Genomic DNA, 19,292 nt, shown 5'->3' with positions numbered 1-19,292 from the left:
GTTTGATGTCGCATCCGCTATTCCTTTACGTTAACGTCAAGGGGAATATTGGAGAACTGACCTTTCTCTCTAGGCGGCGCATTATATCTACACCACTCCTAGCGTCCAATACAAACGTTTGTTTGAATTGGCTCCAGCCCAGAGAAATCAAAGAAGCGCGGCTTATGAATGGTCATTTTGCTGTATTGACCGGAATAGGCGTTCCGGTCAAGATACGGGCGGTTTTGCGCTCGTCGTAGGCAGACTGGCGGTTTCAAGAGCACGTCTAAAGACAGGGCACAGGCAGTAGAAGGTGATGCGCAGCGCAGTCTGGCGCGCAGTTTACACCGCGTGAAGATCAATGACCCGTCGGTCACCCCTGACGAACGGTCGCAGGTCCCCACAGCGTGTAGCGACCTGACACCCGAGTCGGCGTTTTTAGAGGTGCCCTTTTAGCCTGATGAGCATCAACCGCCAGGTTCGCCTAGGCGACTTTCTTTTCACCGGAGAGTAACGAGGAATCCATGAAGGTTCTTGTAGCTGTCAAACGCGTTGTGGATTACAACGTCAAGGTTCGCGTCAAGGCGGACAATTCCGGCGTCGATCTCGCCAACGTCAAGATGTCGATGAACCCGTTCTGCGAAATCGCAGTGGAAGAAGCCGTACGCCTGAAAGAGAAAGGTGTTGCGACTGAAATCGTCGTCGTCTCCATCGGCCCGACCACCGCTCAGGAGCAACTGCGTACCGCACTGGCTCTGGGTGCCGACCGTGCCATCCTCGTCGAATCCGCTGAAGATCTGACCTCGCTCGCCGTGGCCAAGCTGCTCAAGGCTGTGGTCGACAAGGAACAGCCGCAGCTGGTGATCCTCGGCAAACAGGCCATCGACAGCGACAACAACCAGACCGGCCAGATGCTCGCGGCACTGAGCGGCTACGGTCAGGGCACGTTCGCCTCGAAAGTCGAAGTCTCTGGCGACAGCGTTGCCGTGACTCGCGAAATCGACGGCGGCGCGCAGACTGTTTCGCTGAAACTGCCGGCAATCGTCACCACCGACCTGCGTTTGAATGAGCCGCGCTATGCGTCTCTGCCAAACATCATGAAAGCCAAGAAGAAGCCTCTTGAAGTGCTGACTCCGGACGCTTTGGGCGTTTCCACCGCCTCCACCAACAAGACCCTGAAAGTCGAAGCGCCGGCTGCACGCAGCGCTGGCATCAAGGTCAAGTCGGTGGCTGAACTGGTCGAGAAACTGAAAAACGAAGCGAAGGTAATCTAATCATGACTATCTTGGTAATCGCTGAACACGACAACAAAGTGCTGGCCCCGGCCACACTGAACACCGTGGCTGCTGCGGCCAAAATCGGCGGCGACATCCACGTTCTGGTTGCAGGTCAGGGCGCTGGCGCCGTGGCTGAAGCCGCTGCGAAAATCGCTGGCGTGAGCAAAGTTCTCAACGCTGACAATGCCGCTTACGCGCATCAGCTGCCGGAAAACGTTGCTCCGCTGGTTGCAGAGCTGGGCGCTGGCTACAGCCACATCCTGGCTGCCGCCACTTCCAACGGCAAAAACATCCTGCCGCGCGTTGCCGCTCAGCTGGACGTTGACCAGATCTCCGAGATCATCTCGGTCGAAAGCGCTGACACTTTCAAGCGTCCGATCTACGCCGGTAACGCCATCGCAACCGTACAGTCGACCGCGCCAATCAAAGTGATCACCGTGCGTGCCACCGGTTTCGACCCGGTTGCTGCTGAAGGTGGTTCGGCTGCTGTTGAAGCTGTTGGCGCTGCGCACGACGCTGGCACCTCGAGCTTCGTTGGTGAAGAGCTGGCCAAGTCCGACCGTCCAGAGCTGACCGCTGCCAAGATCGTCGTTTCCGGCGGCCGCGGCATGCAGAACGGCGACAACTTCAAACACCTGTACGCTCTGGCCGACAAGCTGGGCGCTGCTGTGGGTGCATCGCGCGCCGCGGTCGACGCTGGTTTCGTACCGAACGATATGCAGGTGGGTCAGACCGGCAAGATCGTTGCGCCACAGCTGTACATCGCCGTCGGTATCTCCGGCGCGATCCAGCACCTGGCCGGCATGAAAGACTCCAAAGTGATCGTTGCGATCAACAAGGACGAAGAAGCGCCGATCTTCCAGGTGGCCGATTACGGTCTCGTGGCGGATCTGTTCGAAGCCGTACCTGAGCTGGAGAAGCTGGTCTAATCCAGCGGCTTCACTTATAAAGAGCCCGGCCTGTTGGTCGGGCTTTTTTTTGTCTCGGATTTGAGTGGGGAGCGTTTTGCCATGGATCTGCGCTGCGGATTGCGTTACTCGGTATTGCTGGGATTGGCCCTGCTGCCAGGTTTGGCCACAGCCGCCGGCAAGTGCGAGCGCCTCGTCGTGACCGGCAGCCCGGATGCGCCGCCGTATCTGTGGCAGGACCCGCAAAATCCCAAACAGTTGATCGGTGCCAGTGCCGACCTGTTGCAACAAGTGGCCAAGGAACTCGGCATAAAAGTCGAATTACTCTATGCCGGAAAGCGCTCGCAAGCCCTCGACGAGGTACGCAGCGGGCGCATGGACATGCTCGCCGACGCGCCGCTGTCCTTCAATGAACTGGAAAACCTCGACTACATCCATCCGCCGCTGCTGGAAAACGACTATCTGGTGTGGACGCGCAAAGGCTCGACATTGGTCTACAGCGAAGCCAAGGACCTGCACGGCCACGCCGGAGCATTGTCGGAAAAGTCTCGAATGACCCAGGCATTTGGCGCTTTCGCCGAGCAGAATCTGACCCTGACCAAGACAGCCAACCTCACTCAGGCCCTGCAGAAATTGCTTCTCGGTGAAGTGGAATTTGTACTCGCCGGGCGTTACTCAGGCATGGCCGCCGCGCAGGCGTTGGGTATGGCCAATGACCTGCTGGCGTTTGAACAACCCGTCGACCGGCCGGGGCTGTTTCTTGCTGTTTCTCACAACTCGGCCTGCAACGATCCGTGGTTGCGCGGACAGCTAGCCAAAAAGATGACAGAATTGCCCGCGTCCGGACTGACGGAAGCCGCGCTGCAACGCAATATCGAACGCTGGAAGGCGCAGCAGCAACAGCCGCAACAACCTGTCAGTGCCCCAAAACAGTAGGGATTCTTAGTGAGTATTCGACCTCTTTTCGCGGCTGTGGCCGTTCTGGCTCTGGCCGGTTGCGCAACCGATCCGGCACCCATCGAACAAATGCGCCTGACCGAGCAAGCCATCACCCAGGCCAAGGCTGTTGGCGCTACTGCCGACGAAGTGCCGGAAATGAAACTGGCCGAAACCAAATACAACCGCGCCAAAGGCAACATGGCTGACGAGTCCTACCGGAATGCACGCATGCGCTCCGAGCAGGCGGAACTGGATGCACGTCTGGCTGAAGCCAAAGTGCTGACGCAAAAAAGTGAAGAGCAGGTGAATGTGCTCAATACCCGCATCGTCCGACTGCGCAAGCAACTGGGAGATGCCCAATGAGCCTCAAGTCGAAAATTCTCGGCGGTCTGATCCTCGCTGGTTGCGCCAGCCTCTACGGTTGCGCTGGTCAACACAGCGAATCCGCGCTGCAAGAAGCCAGCGCTGACTTCCAGAAGGTCAAGGAAGACTCCAACGTGCTGCGCATCGCGCCGAAAGACGTGATCCGTGCCGGTGAGTCGCTGGCCCGTGCCGATCGTCTGTCGACCTACTGGGGCAGCGGATCAGACGTAGTGCATTACGCCTACTTGAGCCAGCGCTACAGTGAAATCGCCCGCGAGCACACCAATCAGGTGCTTAACGAAGAACGCGCGGCCAAACTCGAACTGGAGCGTCAGCGTCTGCAACTGGCCCTGCGTGAGTCGAAGCTACTGAGCGTGCAGCAGCAGGGTAAATGGCTCGAAGAGCAGATCGTCGCACTGGCCACCACGCAGACCGACCGTGGCCTGGTGATGACCCTCGGCGACGTGCTGTTCGATACCGGTGAAGCGGAGCTGAAAAACTCGGCCAACCGCGTGGTGCTGAAAATCGTGCAGTTCCTGCAACTGAACCCGAAACGCGTGGTGCGCATTGAGGGTTACACCGACAGCACTGGCGGCAAACAGGAAAACCTCAAACTGTCTCGCGATCGCGCACAATCGGTAGCGGACGTGCTGATGGACCTGGGCATCGACGACAAACGCATTCAGGTCGAAGGCTACGGTGACGAATACCCGGTGGACGCCAACGCTTCCGAGCGCGGGCGGGCACAGAACCGTCGGGTGGAAATTGTCTTCTCCGACGAAAAAGGCCAGCTCGGCGCTGCCCGTTAAGGGTTGCGTCTCTGGAAAGCCCGGGCTGTCATGCAGTGCCGGGCTTTTTTACGTCTGTCGAATGGCTCGCAAATCAGTACAGTCAGGGGCAGACACCGCACTGTATGGTCGAGTAATGTGGCAACTGTCCCAGTACACTTCTAAACTGTTCCGGTATTGTTTCACACAAGAATAAAATGCCCGTGAAATCGAGTGCTGCGTCATGACCAATCTCTTGCTCTACCAACGTATTGCTCAGCAACTGGCCGAAGACATCCGCCGTGGTGTCTATCAACCGGGGGAGCGCGTGCCTTCGGTGCGCAAGATGAGTTCGCAGCTCAACGTCAGCCATGCGACGGTGTTGCAGGCTTATGCCAATCTTGAAGATCAGGGCTTGATTCGGGCGCGTCCGCAGTCCGGTTATTACGTACACCAGACACCTGCGCTGACTGCGCCGACGCCGGACATCGCACGGGTCGAGCGACCGGGTCTGGTCACGCGCAGCAGCATCATTCAACAGGTTCTGGTCGAATCGCGCCGCGAAGGCGTGTTCCCGCTCGGTGCCGCCGTACCGAGTGTCGATTACTTGCCGGTGCGCGCACTGCATCAGCAACTGGCCAAGGTCACCCGGTTCCATAGCCCGCGTGCCTTCAGCTATATGTTCAGCCCCGGTTTTGAACCGCTGCGCCGGCAGGTGGCGATCCGTATGCGCGATGCCGGCGTGGTGGTCGATCCGTCGGAAGTGGTGATCACCCACGGTTGTGTCGACGCCTTGCAGATGTCGTTGCGCGTGCTGACCCGGCCGGGCGATCTGATCGCCGCTGAATCACCGACTTATTACGGGCTGCTGCAGCTGGCCGATCTGCTCGGCCTGAAAGTCATCGAGATCCCCAGCGATCCTGCCACCGGCATGAGCCTCGAAGCCCTGCAACTGGCCGCCAACCAATGGTCGATCAAAGCGCTGGTGCTGACCACTCGCCTGAGCAATCCACTGGGCGGCACCATGCCCGAAGAGCGGCAGAAACAGTTGCTGCGCCTGGCCTCGGACTTCGATATCCAGATCGTCGAAGATGACATCTATGGCGAACTGATGTTCGAGCAAGGCAAAACCAAAGCGCTCAAGGCTTATGACCGGCTGGATCGGGTGATCTACTGTTCGAGCTTCTCCAAAACCTTGTCACCCGGTGTACGCATCGGCTGGATGATCGCCGGCAAGTACCAGCAGGAAATCCAGCGCTTGCAGACTTTCAGTACCCATTCGGCGTGCAGCGTGACGCAGATGGCGATTGCCGCTTATCTGGAAAACGGCGGTTATGACCGGCATTTACGGTACATCCGCCAGGAATACCGAAAAAACCTCAGCGCCTTCCAGCTGGCGGTGCAGCAGTACTTCCCCGAAGGCACGCAAATGACCCGGCCCACGGGCGGTTTCATCCTCTGGGTGAGCTTGCCGGGGAGGGTGAATACCCAGGAATTGCATGTTCGCGCCTTGCAGCAAGGCATCAGTATTGCACCGGGGCTGATCTTCAGTAATACCGAGCAGTTCAACCACTGTATCCGTCTGAACTGCGGGATTCCGTGGAATCGCGAGGCGGAGCGGGCGTTGATGACGCTGGGGATGCTGGCGACTCAACTGTGCCAGGAAACCGCTGGCGGATTCTGAACGAGCGGCGGCTGATGCTTGTCTTGTGGCGCCCAACAAGCGAGCATATGGCCCTCTGCAGTTAGTGTCGTTGGGTCCATGAAAGCGATTTTTCCTGCCGCTTGGGTTTTGTTGGGTTTGCTGATGATTGGTCATGCGCCTGGCGCCGTGGCCGCTGCGGTTCAGGAAAAACCGGCCGCGACGAGCGCCGCTAAAAAAACCACGCCTGCGCCAAAAGTTGCTCCCGCGAAGAAAACCCAGCAGAAAGTCATCAAGAAGCGCAAACCAGTCGCCTCCAAATCGAAACCCGCCAGCGAAGTGGTGAAAACCAAACTGCCGCCGGCCAGACTCGATTTGAGCCTGCCCAAGGACATGGTCCAGGAACTGAAACCCAAGGGCACGGTTGAGTTGCCGAAACGCGAGCCGATCCTGCCGCAGATGTTTGGCGAGAAAAACACCGGGTTCCAGCTCAACGGTCGTTTGCTCAGTAACGAAATGCAGTTGCAACTGCGTAACGAAGAGCGCCGCGAAGTCGAAGGCGCAGCGCTGGATTTCGAATTCAAGCAGTAAATCCAGACACTCTGTGACCCGCAGAACAGACGCTTTGTCGGAGACCGGTCAGTCACATTCAGTTATCGCTGAAAACCCCGGTTCCGGGAATTTGAAACAGCCGTTTTAGCGGTTACTCTGTTCCGCGTCCCTTTTACACATCGCCCGTCGCGAGGAATTGTTCGTCATGAAATGCCGTGAAGGCTGTGGCGCTTGCTGCATTGCCCCTTCCATCAGTTCGCCGATACCCGGCATGCCTGATGGCAAACCTGCCGGCGAACGTTGCGTGCAACTCTCGGTCGAAAACCTGTGCAGCATTTTCGGCCGCCCGGAGCGCCCGGCAGTCTGTTCCGGCTTCGCGGCTGATGTCGAAGTCTGTGGCAGCAGCTCGGAAGAAGCGATCAGGCTGATTGGCTGGTGGGAGCAAATGACGGCGGCGTGATGTGTCAAACGAACGGAACTTCAACAATAAGGAATAAGACTATGGGTTCGCTGCATCGTATTGCTGTGTTGTGTGGTTTGACCGCTGTGCTGGCCACGTCCGTCGCTCAGGCTGAAGACTGGAAAGTCGCCAAGAACGAGGACGGCATCAAGATTTCCCTGAGTGAAGTGCCGGGTTCGGACTACAAGTCCTACCAAGGCGTCGCGCTGATGAAGACCACCGTCGCCAAATTGCGCGCATTGCAGGAAGACGTTTCCGGCGCCTGCGCCTGGATTCACGAGTGCAAGACCCAGAAACTGCTCAAGCACGAAGGCGACAAGAGCTGGACCTACACCCAGTTCAACACGCCTTGGCCAGTCACCCCGCGTGATTCGGTGATCGAAGTCACCACCGTCGAAGGCGCCGACGGCAGCTTGACCCGCAACCTCAAAGGTCTGCCGACGTACGTTCCTGAAGAAAAAGGCTTTGTCCGCGTACAGCAGGTCAGAGGCTTCTGGAAGTTCGTACCAAAGGGCGACCAGGTTGAAGTCACTTATCAAGTGCACACCGAACCAGGTGGCAGCGTGCCGGCGATGGTTGCCAACAAGTTCGTCGTCGATGCTCCGTTCAACACCCTCAAAGCTTTGAAAGAACGCGCCGAGAAGTAATCGGCCCGCGTTCAGCGAAACGCCCCGAACAAGTCGGGGCGTTTTGTTTTGTATCTATATTGTGTTTCCAGATATGCGTTGCACGAAATTTTCACAAAGTGTTCCCGACAATTCGCCCGCGCTGTTTGCCCTCTGCCATAAATGAAAGTGTCTGGCGGCGGGGCAGTAATCAATGGCAATGGTGCGGGTGATCGTGCAACATTTGCGCACTGCGCAAGCCCCGGGGTCTGGAATGACCAATAGAGGGCATGGCGCCGCTGTATTTTTGCAACTTCAACTTCCAATGGGTCCTAAAACGACATGGCAAACCCGGACGCCCTGAATCAGCAGCGATCTTCTGCTCGCCTGCTGCAACCGACCGTCAAATCGCATCTGGCCTACACGCTGCTGTGTGCACTGGTCATGATGGTGATGTTTTCCGTGCTGCGCCTCGCGCTGCTGGTCTACAACCGCGAGATGATCCTCGACACTCCGGCTTCGACCTTCCTCGAAGCCTTCGCCAACGGCCTGCGTTTCGACCTGCGCCTGGTGGTTTACCTGTGCATTCCGCTGGTGCTGGCACTGTTCAGTGCCCGCGCCATGGCCGCACGCGGTTTCTTCCGTCTGTGGCTGACGATCGCATCGAGCATCGCGCTGTTCCTCGGCCTGATGGAGATGGACTTCTACCGCGAGTTCCACCAGCGCCTCAACGGTCTGGTGTTTCAGTACGTGAAGGAAGACCCGAAAACCGTGATGAGCATGCTCTGGTACGGTTTTCCGGTGGTGCGTTACCTGCTGGCGTGGGTCATCGGCACTGTCATTCTGACCCTCGCGTTCAAAGGTGCCGATCGTGCCACGCGTCCGCGCGGGCCTTTCAGCGGCGGTAGCGTCAGCAGCCGTCAGGTCGCGCCGTGGTACACCCGTCTGGCGGTGTTCGTGGTCTGCCTGCTGATCTGTGTGGTCGCCGCCCGTGGCACCCTGCGTCAGGGCCCGCCAATGCGTTGGGGGGACGTGTACACCACCGATTCCAACTTCGCCAACCAGCTCGGCCTCAACGCCACGCTGTCACTGATCGAGGCCGCCAAGTCGCGCATGGGCGAAGATCGCGACAACATCTGGAAAGCCACGTTGCCGCAAGAGCAGGCGCAGAAAGTCGTGCGCGACATGCTGCTGATGCCAGACGACAAACTGGTCGATGCCGATATTGCCGCCGTGCGCCGTGATTACACGCCGCCGGCCGACAAGACCCTGCCGATCAAGAACGTTGTGGTGATCCTGATGGAAAGCATGGCCGGTCACTCGGTCGGTGCATTGGGCGCGCCAGGCAACATCACGCCATACCTCGACAAACTGTCCAAGGAAGGCCTGCTGTTCGACCGCTTCTTCTCCAACGGTACGCACACCCACCAGGGCATGTTCGCGACCATGGCCTGCTTCCCCAACCTGCCAGGTTTCGAATACCTGATGCAGACCCCGGAAGGCAGCCACAAGCTGTCCGGCCTGCCGCAGGTGCTCAGCGCCCGAGACTACGACGACGTGTATGTCTACAACGGCGACTTCGCCTGGGACAACCAGTCGGGCTTCTTCAGCAACCAGGGCATGACCAACTTCGTTGGCCGTAATGACTTCGTCAACCCGGTGTTCTCCGATCCGACCTGGGGCGTGTCCGACCAGGACATGTTCGACCGTGGCCTGCAGGAGCTGAAAGCGCGCGAAAACGGCAAGCCGTTCTATGCGCTGCTGCAAACTCTGTCCAACCACACGCCATACGCCTTGCCGACACCATTGCCAGTCGAGCGCGTGACCGATCGTGGCAGCCTCAATGAACACTTGACCGCCATGCGCTACTCCGACTGGGCGCTGGGTCAGTTCTTCGAGAAGGCGCGCAAAGAGCCGTACTTCAAGGAAACCCTGTTCGTCATCGTCGGCGACCACGGCTTCGGCAACGAGCGCCAGATCACCGAAATGGACCTGGGCCGTTTCAACGTACCAATGCTGATGATCGCTCCGGGCATTCAGGAGAAGTTCGGTACCCGCGACCACACCGTGGGCACGCAGATCGACATCGTGCCGACCATCATGGGCCGTCTGGGCAGCGAAGTGCGCCATCAGTGCTGGGGCCGCGACTTGCTCAACCTGCCGGAAGGCGACACCGGTTTCGGTGTGATCAAGCCATCGGGCAGTGAGCAGACCACCGCTATTGTCACGGCCGACCAGATTCTGGTGTTGCCGAGAGACAAGGACATGGGTCCGAAAATGTGGCAGTACCAGCTGGGTGCGAATCCTCACGCCGAAGTCGTTCCGAATGCACCGCGCACGGCCGAGTTGAAGCTCAAACTCGAAGCGTTCCTGCAAACGGCAACCAAGAGCCTGATGGATAACACCGCTGGTGTGATTCACGGCAAGCCGGATTGATCGCTTGCCGACAGTAAAATCGGCGCAATAAAAAAGAGGCCCTGAACAGGGCCTCTTTTTTTTGCGCTTGAATCGTTATATCCGACCGAGTAACAGCAGGACCAACAGCACCACCAACACCACGCCGATAATGCCTGAAGGACCATAACCCCAACTTCTGGAGTGCGGGAAGACCGGCAGACCACCGATCAGCAACAGGATCAGGATAATGATTAGAATTGTGCCCATGTCGATTTCCTTGTTGATAGCGTGCGAGAAGTCTTGTGTTCAGGGGGCGACTGGAGACTAAGTAATTCCAGCCGGCTTACAAGTTCCGACTGGCGCGCATGAAAGAAAATTCAATGTTTTTTTAATGTATTTGGATTGCTCGTTTATTTCCTTTGCAGCGAAAAGATCGCAGCCTCGTTTCACTCGACAGCTCCTACACGAATCCATGTAGGAGCTGCCGAAGGCTGCGATCTTTTGATCTTGCATTCAGCAACTTGATGGAGCGTGGGCGCGCGCCGATCCTTCGCTACACTCCGCGCATCTTCCCCGGAACAACAAGGCTGTCTGCTATGCAAAATCGCATGATGATCACTGGTGCGGGCTCGGGCCTGGGTCGCGAAATCGCGCTGCGCTGGGCGCGTGAAGGCTGGCAACTGGCCTTGTCCGACGTCAGCGAACCCGGTCTGCAGGAAACCCTGAAAATGGTCCGCGAGGCGGGCGGTGACGGTTTTGTTCAGCGCTGCGATGTGCGTGATTACAGCCAGCTCACCGCATTCGCTCAGGCCTGCGAAGAGAAACTCGGCGGTATCGACATCATCGTCAACAATGCCGGTGTCGCGTCGGGCGGGTTCTTCAGCGAACTGTCGCTGGAAGACTGGGACTGGCAGATCGCGATCAACCTGATGGGCGTGGTCAAGGGCTGCAAGGCGTTCCTGCCGCTGCTCGAACAAAGCAAAGGCAAGATCATCAACATCGCCTCCATGGCCGCACTGATGCAGGGGCCGGCGATGAGTAATTACAACGTGGCAAAGGCCGGTGTGGTTGCACTTTCGGAAAGCCTGCTGATCGAACTGGCGCAACAGGAAGTCGGCGTGCATGTGGTTTGCCCGTCGTTCTTCCAGACCAACTTGCTCGACTCGTTCCGTGGCCCGACCCCGGCGATGAAAGCGCAGGTCGGCAAGTTGCTGGAAAGTTCGCCGATTACGGCGGCGGACATCGCCGACTACATTTATCAGCAAGTGGCGGCTGGCGAATTCATGATTCTGCCCCACGAGCAGGGTCGTATGGCCTGGGCGATCAAGCAGAAGAACCCGCAACTGCTCTATAACGAAATGACTTCCATGGCCGAGAAAATGCGCGCCAAAGCCAAGCAGAACAACGGCTGACCTTGCCCGTTGCAGGCGGCGTCGTTAGGGTGGCCGCATCGGTCACCCTGTCGAGACGCGTCAATGCTCAATTACTTGTGGTTTTTCCTCGCTGCGCTGTTTGAAATCGCCGGTTGTTTCGCCTTCTTCATGTGGCTGCGCCAAGGCAAAAGTGCCTTGTGGGTGATTCCTGCGCTGCTCAGTCTGACCTTGTTCGCGCTGTTGCTGACCCGTGTCGAAGCCAACTACGCCGGTCGTGCCTATGCCGCTTACGGCGGGATTTACATCGTCGCTTCGATAGGCTGGCTGATGGTGGTCGAGCGCGTTCGTCCATTGGGTTCGGACTGGATCGGCGTAGCGTTGTGTGTGATCGGCGCCAGCGTGATTCTGTTCGGGCCGCGGTTCTCCGCTGCCTGAATGGCTTATTTGTGGGAAACGTCTTACGGCTTGGTGTCAGTGGGTCTGTAAGGCAAAACTGATTTGCCCGCCGCGCATTGTAGAGCCGCCTCAAGCCGCGCATCTTCAGGGTTCGCTAACCCTGAAGGACGAATCTCATGCTTGTACTCAGCCGTGTCGTTGGTGAGTTGATTTCAATCGGTGACGACATTTCCCTGCGCGTGCTGTCGGTAAACGGTTCCAGCGTGCGCTTTGGCGTCGAAGCGCCGCAAAAGGTCAATGTGCATCGCGCAGAAGTCTATGACCGGATCAAGCGCAAACAGGCCACCGAGAAGGTCCGCTGAGGATATTCAGTCGAACAGATGCTTGGGCACATCGTGCTTGAGCATCAACTGGCACTGCTCGCTGTCCGGGTCGAAGACAATCAGCGCCTGACCTTTGGTCAATGCCTGACGCACTCGTAATACGCGGGTTTCCAGCGGTGTGTCATCGCCGTTGTCGGTACCGTCACGGGTGACGAAGTCTTCGATGAGGCGGGTGAGAGTGTCGACTTCAAGAGCATCGTGGGGAATGAGCATGGGCACCTCGGTCAAATCAATGTCGGGATGCTACGGCGATTGCGGTTTGCCTGCCAGTCTTGTGTTGACCGTGCTTGCCCCATCGCTGGCAAGCCAGCTCCCACAGGGTTTGAGGGTGTTCAAAAATAGGTGATTCACCGCGAAAACTGTGGGAGCTGGCTTGCCAGCGATGAGGCCAGTCCGGTCATCACAAAAACCGGATCAGCTGTCGGAACGTTGCCCCACCAGGCTGTCCACCGACGGCACCCGCGTATCACTCTCCATCTGCGTGTCATGTTCGATCTGATGACTGAAGCGATCCAGCGAAGCATTTGCCGGCGCCGCATCGCTGGCGAACACCGGTGGGCTCAGAATATAAGCGCCCAACAACCGGCTCAACGCCGCCAGACTGTCGATGTGCGTGCGCTCATAACCATGCGTCGCATCACAACCAAAAGCGAGCAGGGCAGTGCGGATATCGTGGCCGGCCGTCACTGCCGAATGCGCATCGCTGAAGTAATAGCGGAACAGGTCGCGGCGCACCGGCAACTCGTTTTCACCCGCCAGACGCAACAAATGCCGCGACAGGTGATAGTCGTACGGTCCGCCGGAATCCTGCATTGCCACACTCACCGCGTGTTCGCTGGAATGCTGCCCCGGTGCGACCGGCGCGATGTCGATGCCGACAAATTCACTGACGTCCCAAGGCAATGCCGCCGCCGCACCGCTACCGGTTTCCTCGGTGATGGTGAACAGCGGATGGCAGTCGATCATCAGTTCCTGACCGCTGTCGACAATGGCTTTGAGTGATGCCAGCAGCGCGGCGACACCGGCCTTGTCATCCAGGTGACGAGCGCTGATATGGCCGCTTTCGGTGAACTCCGGCAGCGGATCGAAGGCCACCACGTCACCGACGCTGATGCCCAGCGAATCGCAATCAGCCTTGGTCGCGCAATAAGCGTCCAGACGTAGCTCGACGTGATCCCAACTGATCGGCATTTCATCGACTGCAGTGTTGAAGGCATGCCCGGACGCCATCAGCGGCAAGACACTGCCGCGAATCACGCCGTTGTCGGTAAACAGGCTGACGCGACTGCCCTCGGCGAAACGGCTCGACCAGCAGCCGACCGGGGCGAGGGTCAGGCGACCGTTGTCTTTGATCGCGCGAACGGCGGCGCCGATGGTGTCCAGATGCGCTGAGACTGCGCGGTCAGGGCTGTTCTTTTTGCCCTTGAGCGTGGCGCGAATAGTACCGCGCCGGGTCATTTCAAACGGAATGCCAAGTTCCTCCAGACGCTCGGCGACGTAACGCACGATGGTGTCGGTAAACCCGGTGGGACTGGGAATGGCGAGCATTTCCAGGAGGACTTTTTGCAGGTAGTTGAGATCCGGTTCGGGGATTTGCGTGGTCATGGAAACTCCTGATGGGTTGAGCACACCGATGGTTTCGATGAGAGAAAGTTTTGTGTTGCCTGATCGGGCCTCATCGCTGGCTTGCCAGCGATGGCGTCAGCCCAGTCGCTGAAGAATCAAGAGACAGCCGGCTGACTGTGCGGAAACAACAAATCGACAAAGCGCTCGGCCGTCGGCTGCGGCTCATGGTTGGCCAGCCCGGCACGCTCGTTGGCCTCGATAAACACGTACTCCGGTTGATCCGCCGCCGGCACCATCAAGTCGAGCCCGACCATCGGAATATCCAGTGCCCGCGCGGCTCGCACAGCAGCGTCGACCAGGGTTGGGTGCAGAATCGCGGTGACATCTTCCAGCGTGCCGCCGGTGTGCAGATTGGCCGTACGGCGCACAAACAGATGCTCGCCAGCCGGCAGAACGCTGCTGTAGTCATAACCCGCCGCATGCAGGGTGCGTTGGGTTTCGTGATCCAGTGGAATCTTGCTTTCGCCGCTGGTGGCCGCTTGCCGACGCCGACTCTGCGCCTCGATCAACGCGCCGACCGAATGCTGACCATCGCCGACCACTTCCGCCGGTTTGCGAATCGCTGCTGCAACCACTTCAAAGCCAATCACCACAATCCGCAGATCAAGCCCTTCATGGAAGCTTTCCAACAGCACACGGCTGTCGAATTGCCTGGCCGTTTCGATGGCCTGCTGCACCTCTTCGATGCTCTGCAAATCCACCGCCACGCCCTGGCCCTGTTCTCCGTCGAGCGGCTTGACCACCACCCGTTGATGCTCATCGAGAAAGGCCAGATTGTCGTCGGCATTGCCCGCCAGTTGCTGCGACGGCAGATTCAGACCGGCGGCTTTCAGCACCTTGTGCGTCAGGCTTTTGTCCTGGCACAGGCTCATGCTGATCGCGCTGGTCAGGTCGCTCAGCGATTCACGGCAACGCACGCGCCGGCCACCATGGCTGAGGGTGAACAGCCCGGCATCGGCGTCATCCACCTGCACATCGATGCCGCGCCGATGCGCTTCTTCAACAATGATCCGCGCATACGGATTGAACTGCGCCTCCGGCCCAGGGCCGAGAAACAGCGGCTGGTTGATGCCGTTCTTGCGCTTGATGGCAAAGGTCGACAGGTTGCGGAAACCGAGCTTGGCGTAGAGGTTTTTCGCCTGACGATTGTCGTGCAGCACCGACAGGTCGAGGTAACTCAAACCGCGACTCATGAAGTGTTCGATCAGGTGTCGCACCAGCACTTCGCCGACACCCGGTCGGGAGCACTGCGGATCAACCGCCAGACACCAGAGGCTGCTGCCGTTCTCCGGGTCATTGAATGCCTTGTGGTGATTAAGGCCCATGACGCTGCCGATCACCGCGCCGCTGTCTTCATCTTCGGCCAGCCAGTACACCGGGCCGCCCTGATGATGCGGAGTGAGCCGGGTGGCGTCGATCGGCAACATGCCGCGCGCCGAATACAACTGGTTGATCGCCTGCCAGTCCGCTTCACTCTGCGCGCGACGAATGCGAAAGCCGCGAAACACTCGGGTGGCCTGACGATAATCGCTGAACCACAGGCGTAAAGTGTCGGACGGGTCGAGAAACAGTTGCGTCGGCTCCAGACCGAGAATCTGCTGCGGCGCAGCGACGTACAGCGCGATGTCGCGCTCACCGGGTTGCTCTTTCAGCAACTCTTGAGCCAGCGACGCCGGGTCGGGAAACGTGTGGCCGATCAGCAACCGGCCCCAGCCGCAATGCAGCGCAATCGGGTCAGCGACCCGTGCGCTGCCGTCTTCGGCCAGACGTGCCTGCAAGCGTTCATAGGACGGTGTCTGACCGCGTAGCAGCCGTTGGTTGATGGCCGTGGCGTGGGGTTTCATCGATCAGATTCCTTGTTCACTGAGCCACAGATTCAGAGCTGCCAGTTGCCACAGCTTCGAACCGCGCAACGGCGTTAACTGGCCTTGCGGATCGGTCAGCAATTTGTCGAGCATGGCCGGGTTGAACAGGCCGCGATCCTGACTCGGGTCGAGCAGGAGTTCGCGTACCCAGTTCAGCGTGTCGCCCTGCAAGTGCTTGAGGCCGGGCACCGGGAAGTAGCCTTTTTTACGGTCGATCACTTCACTTGGGATAACCCGGCGCGCCGCTTCTTTGAGGACTTGTTTACCGCCATCCGGCAGCTTGAATTTACCCGGCACACGGGCCGACAGTTCGACCAGTCGATAGTCAAGAAACGGCGTGCGCGCTTCCAGGCCCCAGGCCATGGTCATGTTGTCGACGCGTTTGACCGGGTCGTCGACCAGCATCACCGTGCTGTCCAGCCGCAGGGCTTTATCCACCGCCGCATCGGCGCCGGGCTGGGCGAAATGTTCTTTCACAAAGTCGCCGGCTGCATCGTTCGCGGTCAGCCATTTGGGCTGCACGGTGGCGGCATAGTCGTCGTAACTGCGGTCGAAAAACGCGTTGCGATAGGCCGCATACGGATCGGCCGCGCCGTCGACTTGCGGATACCAGTGATAACCGGCGAACAACTCGTCCGCGCCCTGGCCGCTCTGTACAACCTTGCAATGTTTGGCCACTTCACGGGACAGCAGATAGAAGGCGATGCAGTCATGGCTGACCATTGGCTCGCTCATCGCGCGGAACGCGGCGGGCAATTGCTCGATGATTTCTTTCTCGTCGATACGCAATTGATGATGTTGGGTGCCGTAGTGTTTGGCGATCAGGTCGGAATATTGAAACTCGTCACCGCGCTCACCGCCGGCATCCTGAAAGCCGATGGAGAAGGTCGACAGATTCTCGACGCCGACGTCACGCAACAGGCCAACCAACATGCTCGAATCGACACCGCCGGACAGCAGCACGCCGACATCCACCGCCGCACGTTGACGAATCGCTACCGCTTCGCGGGTGCTGTCGAGCACGCGGTCGACCCAGTCTTCCAGCTTCAGGTTTTTCTCGTCGTCGTGCGGACCGTAAGGCAGGGTCCACCAGGTTTTCTGCTCGGTGCTGCCATCGGCCTCAACGCGCATCCAGGTCGCCGGTGGCAGTTTTTCGATGCCCGCCAGCAAAGTGCGCGGTGCCGGGACCACGGCATGAAAATTCAGGTAGTGATTGAGCGCCACCGGGTCGAGGATCGGGTTGATGTCACCGCCCTTGAGCAATGCCGGCAATGCCGAGGCAAAGCGCAGGCGCTGGCCGGTACGCGACAGGTACAACGGCTTCACGCCGAGACGGTCGCGGGCGATGAACAGGCGTTTGGCGTCGCGTTCCCAAATGGCAAACGCGAACATGCCGTTGAGCTTCGGCAGCAGTGCCTCGCCCCAGGCGTGATAGCCCTTGAGCAGCACTTCGGTGTCGCCACCGGAATAGAAGGCATAACCCAGCGCTTCGAGCTCGGCGCGCAGTTCCGGGAAGTTGTAGATCGCGCCGTTGAAGGCCAGGGATAGGCCCAGTTGGCTGTCGATCATCGGCTGCGCCGAGCCGTCCGACAGGTCCATGATTTTCAGGCGACGATGGCCCAGGGCAATCGGCCCTTGGGCATGGAAGCCCCACGCGTCGGGGCCGCGAGGGGCCAGGTGATGGGTGATTCTCTCGATCGCTGCAAGGTCTGCAGGTTGTTGATCAAAACGTAACTCGCCAGCTAATCCGCACATAAAATCCTTACCGGTTTTTCCGTTGGGGAGGGGTCAAGCCGTACCTCGCCAGAAGGGCGGGTACTCAGAAACTGACCCGCCCCGGTAAGTGGAGTTTTAGAACGATAAGTTATAAGGAATCTATAGCGCCGGCTCTGAAGGATTGTCTGCGTAGCGTTTGCATTTTTCAGGGGGCTGAGCGGTCGGACACGACAGTGTCTTTGAGTTGTACGCTCCAGCCGCTTTCAGCGTCGTACTGCACCGCCAGGCGAGTGGCTTCGGCGTTCGACGGATGTCGGATCCGCCAGGCAGACGGATCGGGCTCTACCTCATAAATGCGCTTGTCGAACTGGATGTAATGTCGCCCGTTCCAGCTGAGCAGCCCATGTTCGTCGTCATCGAATTTTTTCTGCAGCAGCACCTTCTCGGCGATTTCGCTGCTTTGCTCATACGCCGCCAAGGCAGGCTTTTGCAGCCGATCGGCCGATTGCCCGGGTAAATCTTTCTGCACCTCGAACGGCCCGAAGTAGTCGTCAGCCAGTGCGCTGTTTATCTGAGCACCGGGTTTACCGGTGTCTGTGGTGGACAAGCGCTTTTTCAGATTTACCAGTCGAGACAGCCCGTCGTGTTTTTCGATGGCTGTCCAGCGGTCGAGGCTGGCGAAGACGAGGGCGAGCAATTCGTCCGTGGCATAGACACGCAAGTGCCTGCTGAAATCCTCGTTCGCGTTGTTGAGATGCGCAGTCTCTGTGCGTAGCGCCTGAGTGTGTCGTCGATTGGCGTAGGCGGGCTCGTTGACATTGGCAACCGCGACGGCAAGTTCCCCGGCATCTGCAATCAACTTGTCGAGATGGCGATCGAAAAGATGTTTGTACAGGCCTGTCTTCAGCGGGGTGAACGCGATGTCGTCCACAAACGAAATGCTTTGCAGATTCAATGCCCGGAATTCACGTTGTTCGCGGTGAGTCAGTTGCGAAATCAACAGTTCCTGCAGTTCTTTACTTGCAACGAGGTTGACGGCCAGGCGATACCTGCACTGCTCTTCACTGTCATCCTGATAAAAGCTGTCGCCAGTATCATTGGGGATGTAGGCGTAATAACTGTCTTTCGTCGAGTGATCGGTCTGGCGACAGGTGATCAATACGGCATCTGTCATGTATTTGCCAAAAAGCTGTATCGACTGCAACTTGATACTGGAGTTGTTGAAAAGTTCGCCATGAAAGATGTCTTCGTTGCCTTTGGCAAGATTCAACAGGGTGATCAGTCGATGAAGCGGGAAGTTCGGTTTGCTGAAATACTTTGCGTAGGCGGAAAGTTTCATGTTTGTTTTGTGCATTCGCAGACTGATCAATTCGAGGCTTGAAACTCTGAACGTTCTGGAAACATGTATCTGGTAATTGCCGCCGAGATCAAGCTGGCGGCTCAACAGGGCAAACGCTTGTGCGGTTATTTGAGTGGGGATTGAGCCGTCGGCCGATTTTTTGTCGACTCTGGACAGGGTCTTGCTGTCGTCCGAGAAGTAACCGGCAGCCGCTTCCTGTTCCGTAAAATTAAGCATTGCCGCCTGCAACAAAGTGTAGGTGTGGGCACCGTCATCAACGGCCGTCGCGGGTTTGAGCTTGATGCTGTCGCTGACGCGGAACCGCCTTCCATAGTGTTGCTGCAGGGCCTGTCGCAGCTTTCGCTTGCAGAAATCCTCCAGTGTTTCCAGTTTGCTCAGCAATTGATCCATGTAGTTCTGGTAGGGCAGCGCCTCATCGAGTAATGCGCGGAATTCGCCCAGCCTGACCGGATCGGCTTTGAGCAATCCGTCATTGATGAAATGGGCCACGACGTTTGCCTTGTCCTGGTCACCCAATTCATTGAGCAGTTTTTTTAGCGTGGCTTCTTTTGCCAAAGCGCTCGCTTGTTGTTGGGGCTGGGTAATCATGTGGAAGTCTCGTGTTGAATAAGAGACTTGATCCTAGGCCGTCAAGACGAGAAATAATAACGTGTTTAGTTGATCGCTCGAGCCATGAAGCGAACG

The 19,292-nt window shown here is 58.3% G+C and carries 19 protein-coding genes; 13 read left to right on the top strand and 6 right to left on the bottom strand.

Going from position 1 to position 19,292, the window contains the following annotated elements; translation table 11 throughout:
- Positions 1–503: 503 nt before the first annotated feature.
- The 10 genes from U6037_RS20895 (at position 504) to U6037_RS20850 (ending at position 9,928) form a co-directional block, all read left to right on the top strand.
- Entirely contained in the window at positions 504–1,253 is a 750-nt protein-coding gene (locus U6037_RS20895; RefSeq protein WP_007908338.1) for an electron transfer flavoprotein subunit beta/FixA family protein, read from the top strand.
- Positions 1,254–1,255: 2 nt separating this feature from the next.
- Positions 1,256–2,185, top strand: coding sequence for an electron transfer flavoprotein subunit alpha/FixB family protein (locus U6037_RS20890; RefSeq protein WP_322844386.1), 930 nt, complete (start codon positions 1,256–1,258; stop codon positions 2,183–2,185).
- 81 nt (positions 2,186–2,266) lie between these two features.
- Positions 2,267–3,100 carry a substrate-binding periplasmic protein gene (locus U6037_RS20885; protein WP_322844385.1) on the top strand — a complete coding sequence of 278 codons (834 nt, stop codon included), beginning with the start codon at positions 2,267–2,269 and terminating at the stop codon, positions 3,098–3,100.
- Positions 3,101–3,109: 9 nt separating this feature from the next.
- Entirely contained in the window at positions 3,110–3,466 is a 357-nt protein-coding gene (locus U6037_RS20880; RefSeq protein ID WP_038364424.1) for a DUF4398 domain-containing protein, read from the top strand.
- On the top strand, positions 3,463–4,275 hold the full coding sequence (locus tag U6037_RS20875; RefSeq protein ID WP_016985995.1) for an OmpA family protein: 813 nt from the start codon (positions 3,463–3,465) through the stop codon (positions 4,273–4,275). Before U6037_RS20880 ends, U6037_RS20875 begins: the two co-directional genes overlap by 4 nt.
- Positions 4,276–4,477: 202 nt before the next feature.
- Entirely contained in the window at positions 4,478–5,917 is a 1,440-nt protein-coding gene (locus U6037_RS20870) for a PLP-dependent aminotransferase family protein (protein WP_007908347.1), read from the top strand.
- Positions 5,918–5,995: 78 nt separating this feature from the next.
- Positions 5,996–6,466: a translation initiation factor 2 gene (locus U6037_RS20865; RefSeq protein ID WP_322844384.1), complete on the top strand. Its 471-nt coding sequence runs from the start codon at positions 5,996–5,998 to the stop codon at positions 6,464–6,466.
- 166 nt (positions 6,467–6,632) lie between these two features.
- On the top strand, positions 6,633–6,887 hold the full coding sequence (locus U6037_RS20860; protein ID WP_007908349.1) for a YkgJ family cysteine cluster protein: 255 nt from the start codon (positions 6,633–6,635) through the stop codon (positions 6,885–6,887).
- A 41-nt stretch (positions 6,888–6,928) separates the two neighbouring features.
- On the top strand, positions 6,929–7,534 hold the full coding sequence (locus U6037_RS20855) for an START domain-containing protein (protein ID WP_322844383.1): 606 nt from the start codon (positions 6,929–6,931) through the stop codon (positions 7,532–7,534).
- A 300-nt stretch (positions 7,535–7,834) separates the two neighbouring features.
- Positions 7,835–9,928: an LTA synthase family protein gene (locus U6037_RS20850; protein WP_322844382.1), complete on the top strand. Its 2,094-nt coding sequence runs from the start codon at positions 7,835–7,837 to the stop codon at positions 9,926–9,928.
- A gap of 75 nt (positions 9,929–10,003) precedes the next feature.
- Here U6037_RS20850 and U6037_RS20845 read toward each other — a convergent pair whose 3' ends face one another.
- Entirely contained in the window at positions 10,004–10,162 is a 159-nt protein-coding gene (locus tag U6037_RS20845; RefSeq protein ID WP_169432680.1) for a DUF3309 family protein, read from the bottom strand.
- Positions 10,163–10,485: 323 nt separating this feature from the next.
- Between U6037_RS20845 and U6037_RS20840 the strand changes: the two genes are divergently transcribed.
- The 3 genes from U6037_RS20840 (at position 10,486) to csrA (ending at position 12,020) form a co-directional block, all read left to right on the top strand.
- Positions 10,486–11,301 (top strand): SDR family oxidoreductase, encoded by an 816-nt coding sequence (locus tag U6037_RS20840; RefSeq protein ID WP_077574042.1) that lies wholly within the window; start codon positions 10,486–10,488, stop codon positions 11,299–11,301.
- A gap of 63 nt (positions 11,302–11,364) precedes the next feature.
- The gene (locus tag U6037_RS20835; protein WP_008088571.1) at positions 11,365–11,697 is read left to right on the top strand and encodes a YnfA family protein; all 333 of its coding nucleotides are present in this window, start codon (positions 11,365–11,367) and stop codon (positions 11,695–11,697) included.
- Positions 11,698–11,834: 137 nt separating this feature from the next.
- On the top strand, positions 11,835–12,020 hold the full coding sequence (gene csrA, locus U6037_RS20830) for a carbon storage regulator CsrA (protein ID WP_322844381.1): 186 nt from the start codon (positions 11,835–11,837) through the stop codon (positions 12,018–12,020).
- 6 nt (positions 12,021–12,026) lie between these two features.
- Here csrA and U6037_RS20825 read toward each other — a convergent pair whose 3' ends face one another.
- From U6037_RS20825 to U6037_RS20805, 5 genes are all read right to left on the bottom strand, one after another.
- Entirely contained in the window at positions 12,027–12,254 is a 228-nt protein-coding gene (locus U6037_RS20825; RefSeq protein WP_046071876.1) for a YheU family protein, read from the bottom strand.
- A 201-nt stretch (positions 12,255–12,455) separates the two neighbouring features.
- Positions 12,456–13,646, bottom strand: a complete 1,191-nt coding sequence (locus U6037_RS20820) for an osmoprotectant NAGGN system M42 family peptidase (protein ID WP_122597192.1) — start codon at positions 13,644–13,646, stop codon at positions 12,456–12,458.
- Positions 13,647–13,762: 116 nt separating this feature from the next.
- On the bottom strand, positions 13,763–15,511 hold the full coding sequence (gene ngg / locus U6037_RS20815; protein ID WP_322844380.1) for an N-acetylglutaminylglutamine synthetase: 1,749 nt from the start codon (positions 15,509–15,511) through the stop codon (positions 13,763–13,765).
- A gap of 3 nt (positions 15,512–15,514) precedes the next feature.
- Positions 15,515–17,287: an N-acetylglutaminylglutamine amidotransferase gene (locus tag U6037_RS20810; RefSeq protein ID WP_322844379.1), complete on the bottom strand. Its 1,773-nt coding sequence runs from the start codon at positions 17,285–17,287 to the stop codon at positions 15,515–15,517.
- A 166-nt stretch (positions 17,288–17,453) separates the two neighbouring features.
- The gene (locus tag U6037_RS20805) at positions 17,454–19,196 is read right to left on the bottom strand and encodes a dermonecrotic toxin domain-containing protein (RefSeq protein WP_322844378.1); all 1,743 of its coding nucleotides are present in this window, start codon (positions 19,194–19,196) and stop codon (positions 17,454–17,456) included.
- Positions 19,197–19,292: the final 96 nt, after the last annotated feature.

The sequence above is a fragment of the Pseudomonas sp. B33.4 genome (assembly GCF_034555375.1).
GTDB lineage: Bacteria > Pseudomonadota > Gammaproteobacteria > Pseudomonadales > Pseudomonadaceae > Aquipseudomonas.
This window is presented reverse-complemented; position numbering and strand designations above follow the sequence as displayed.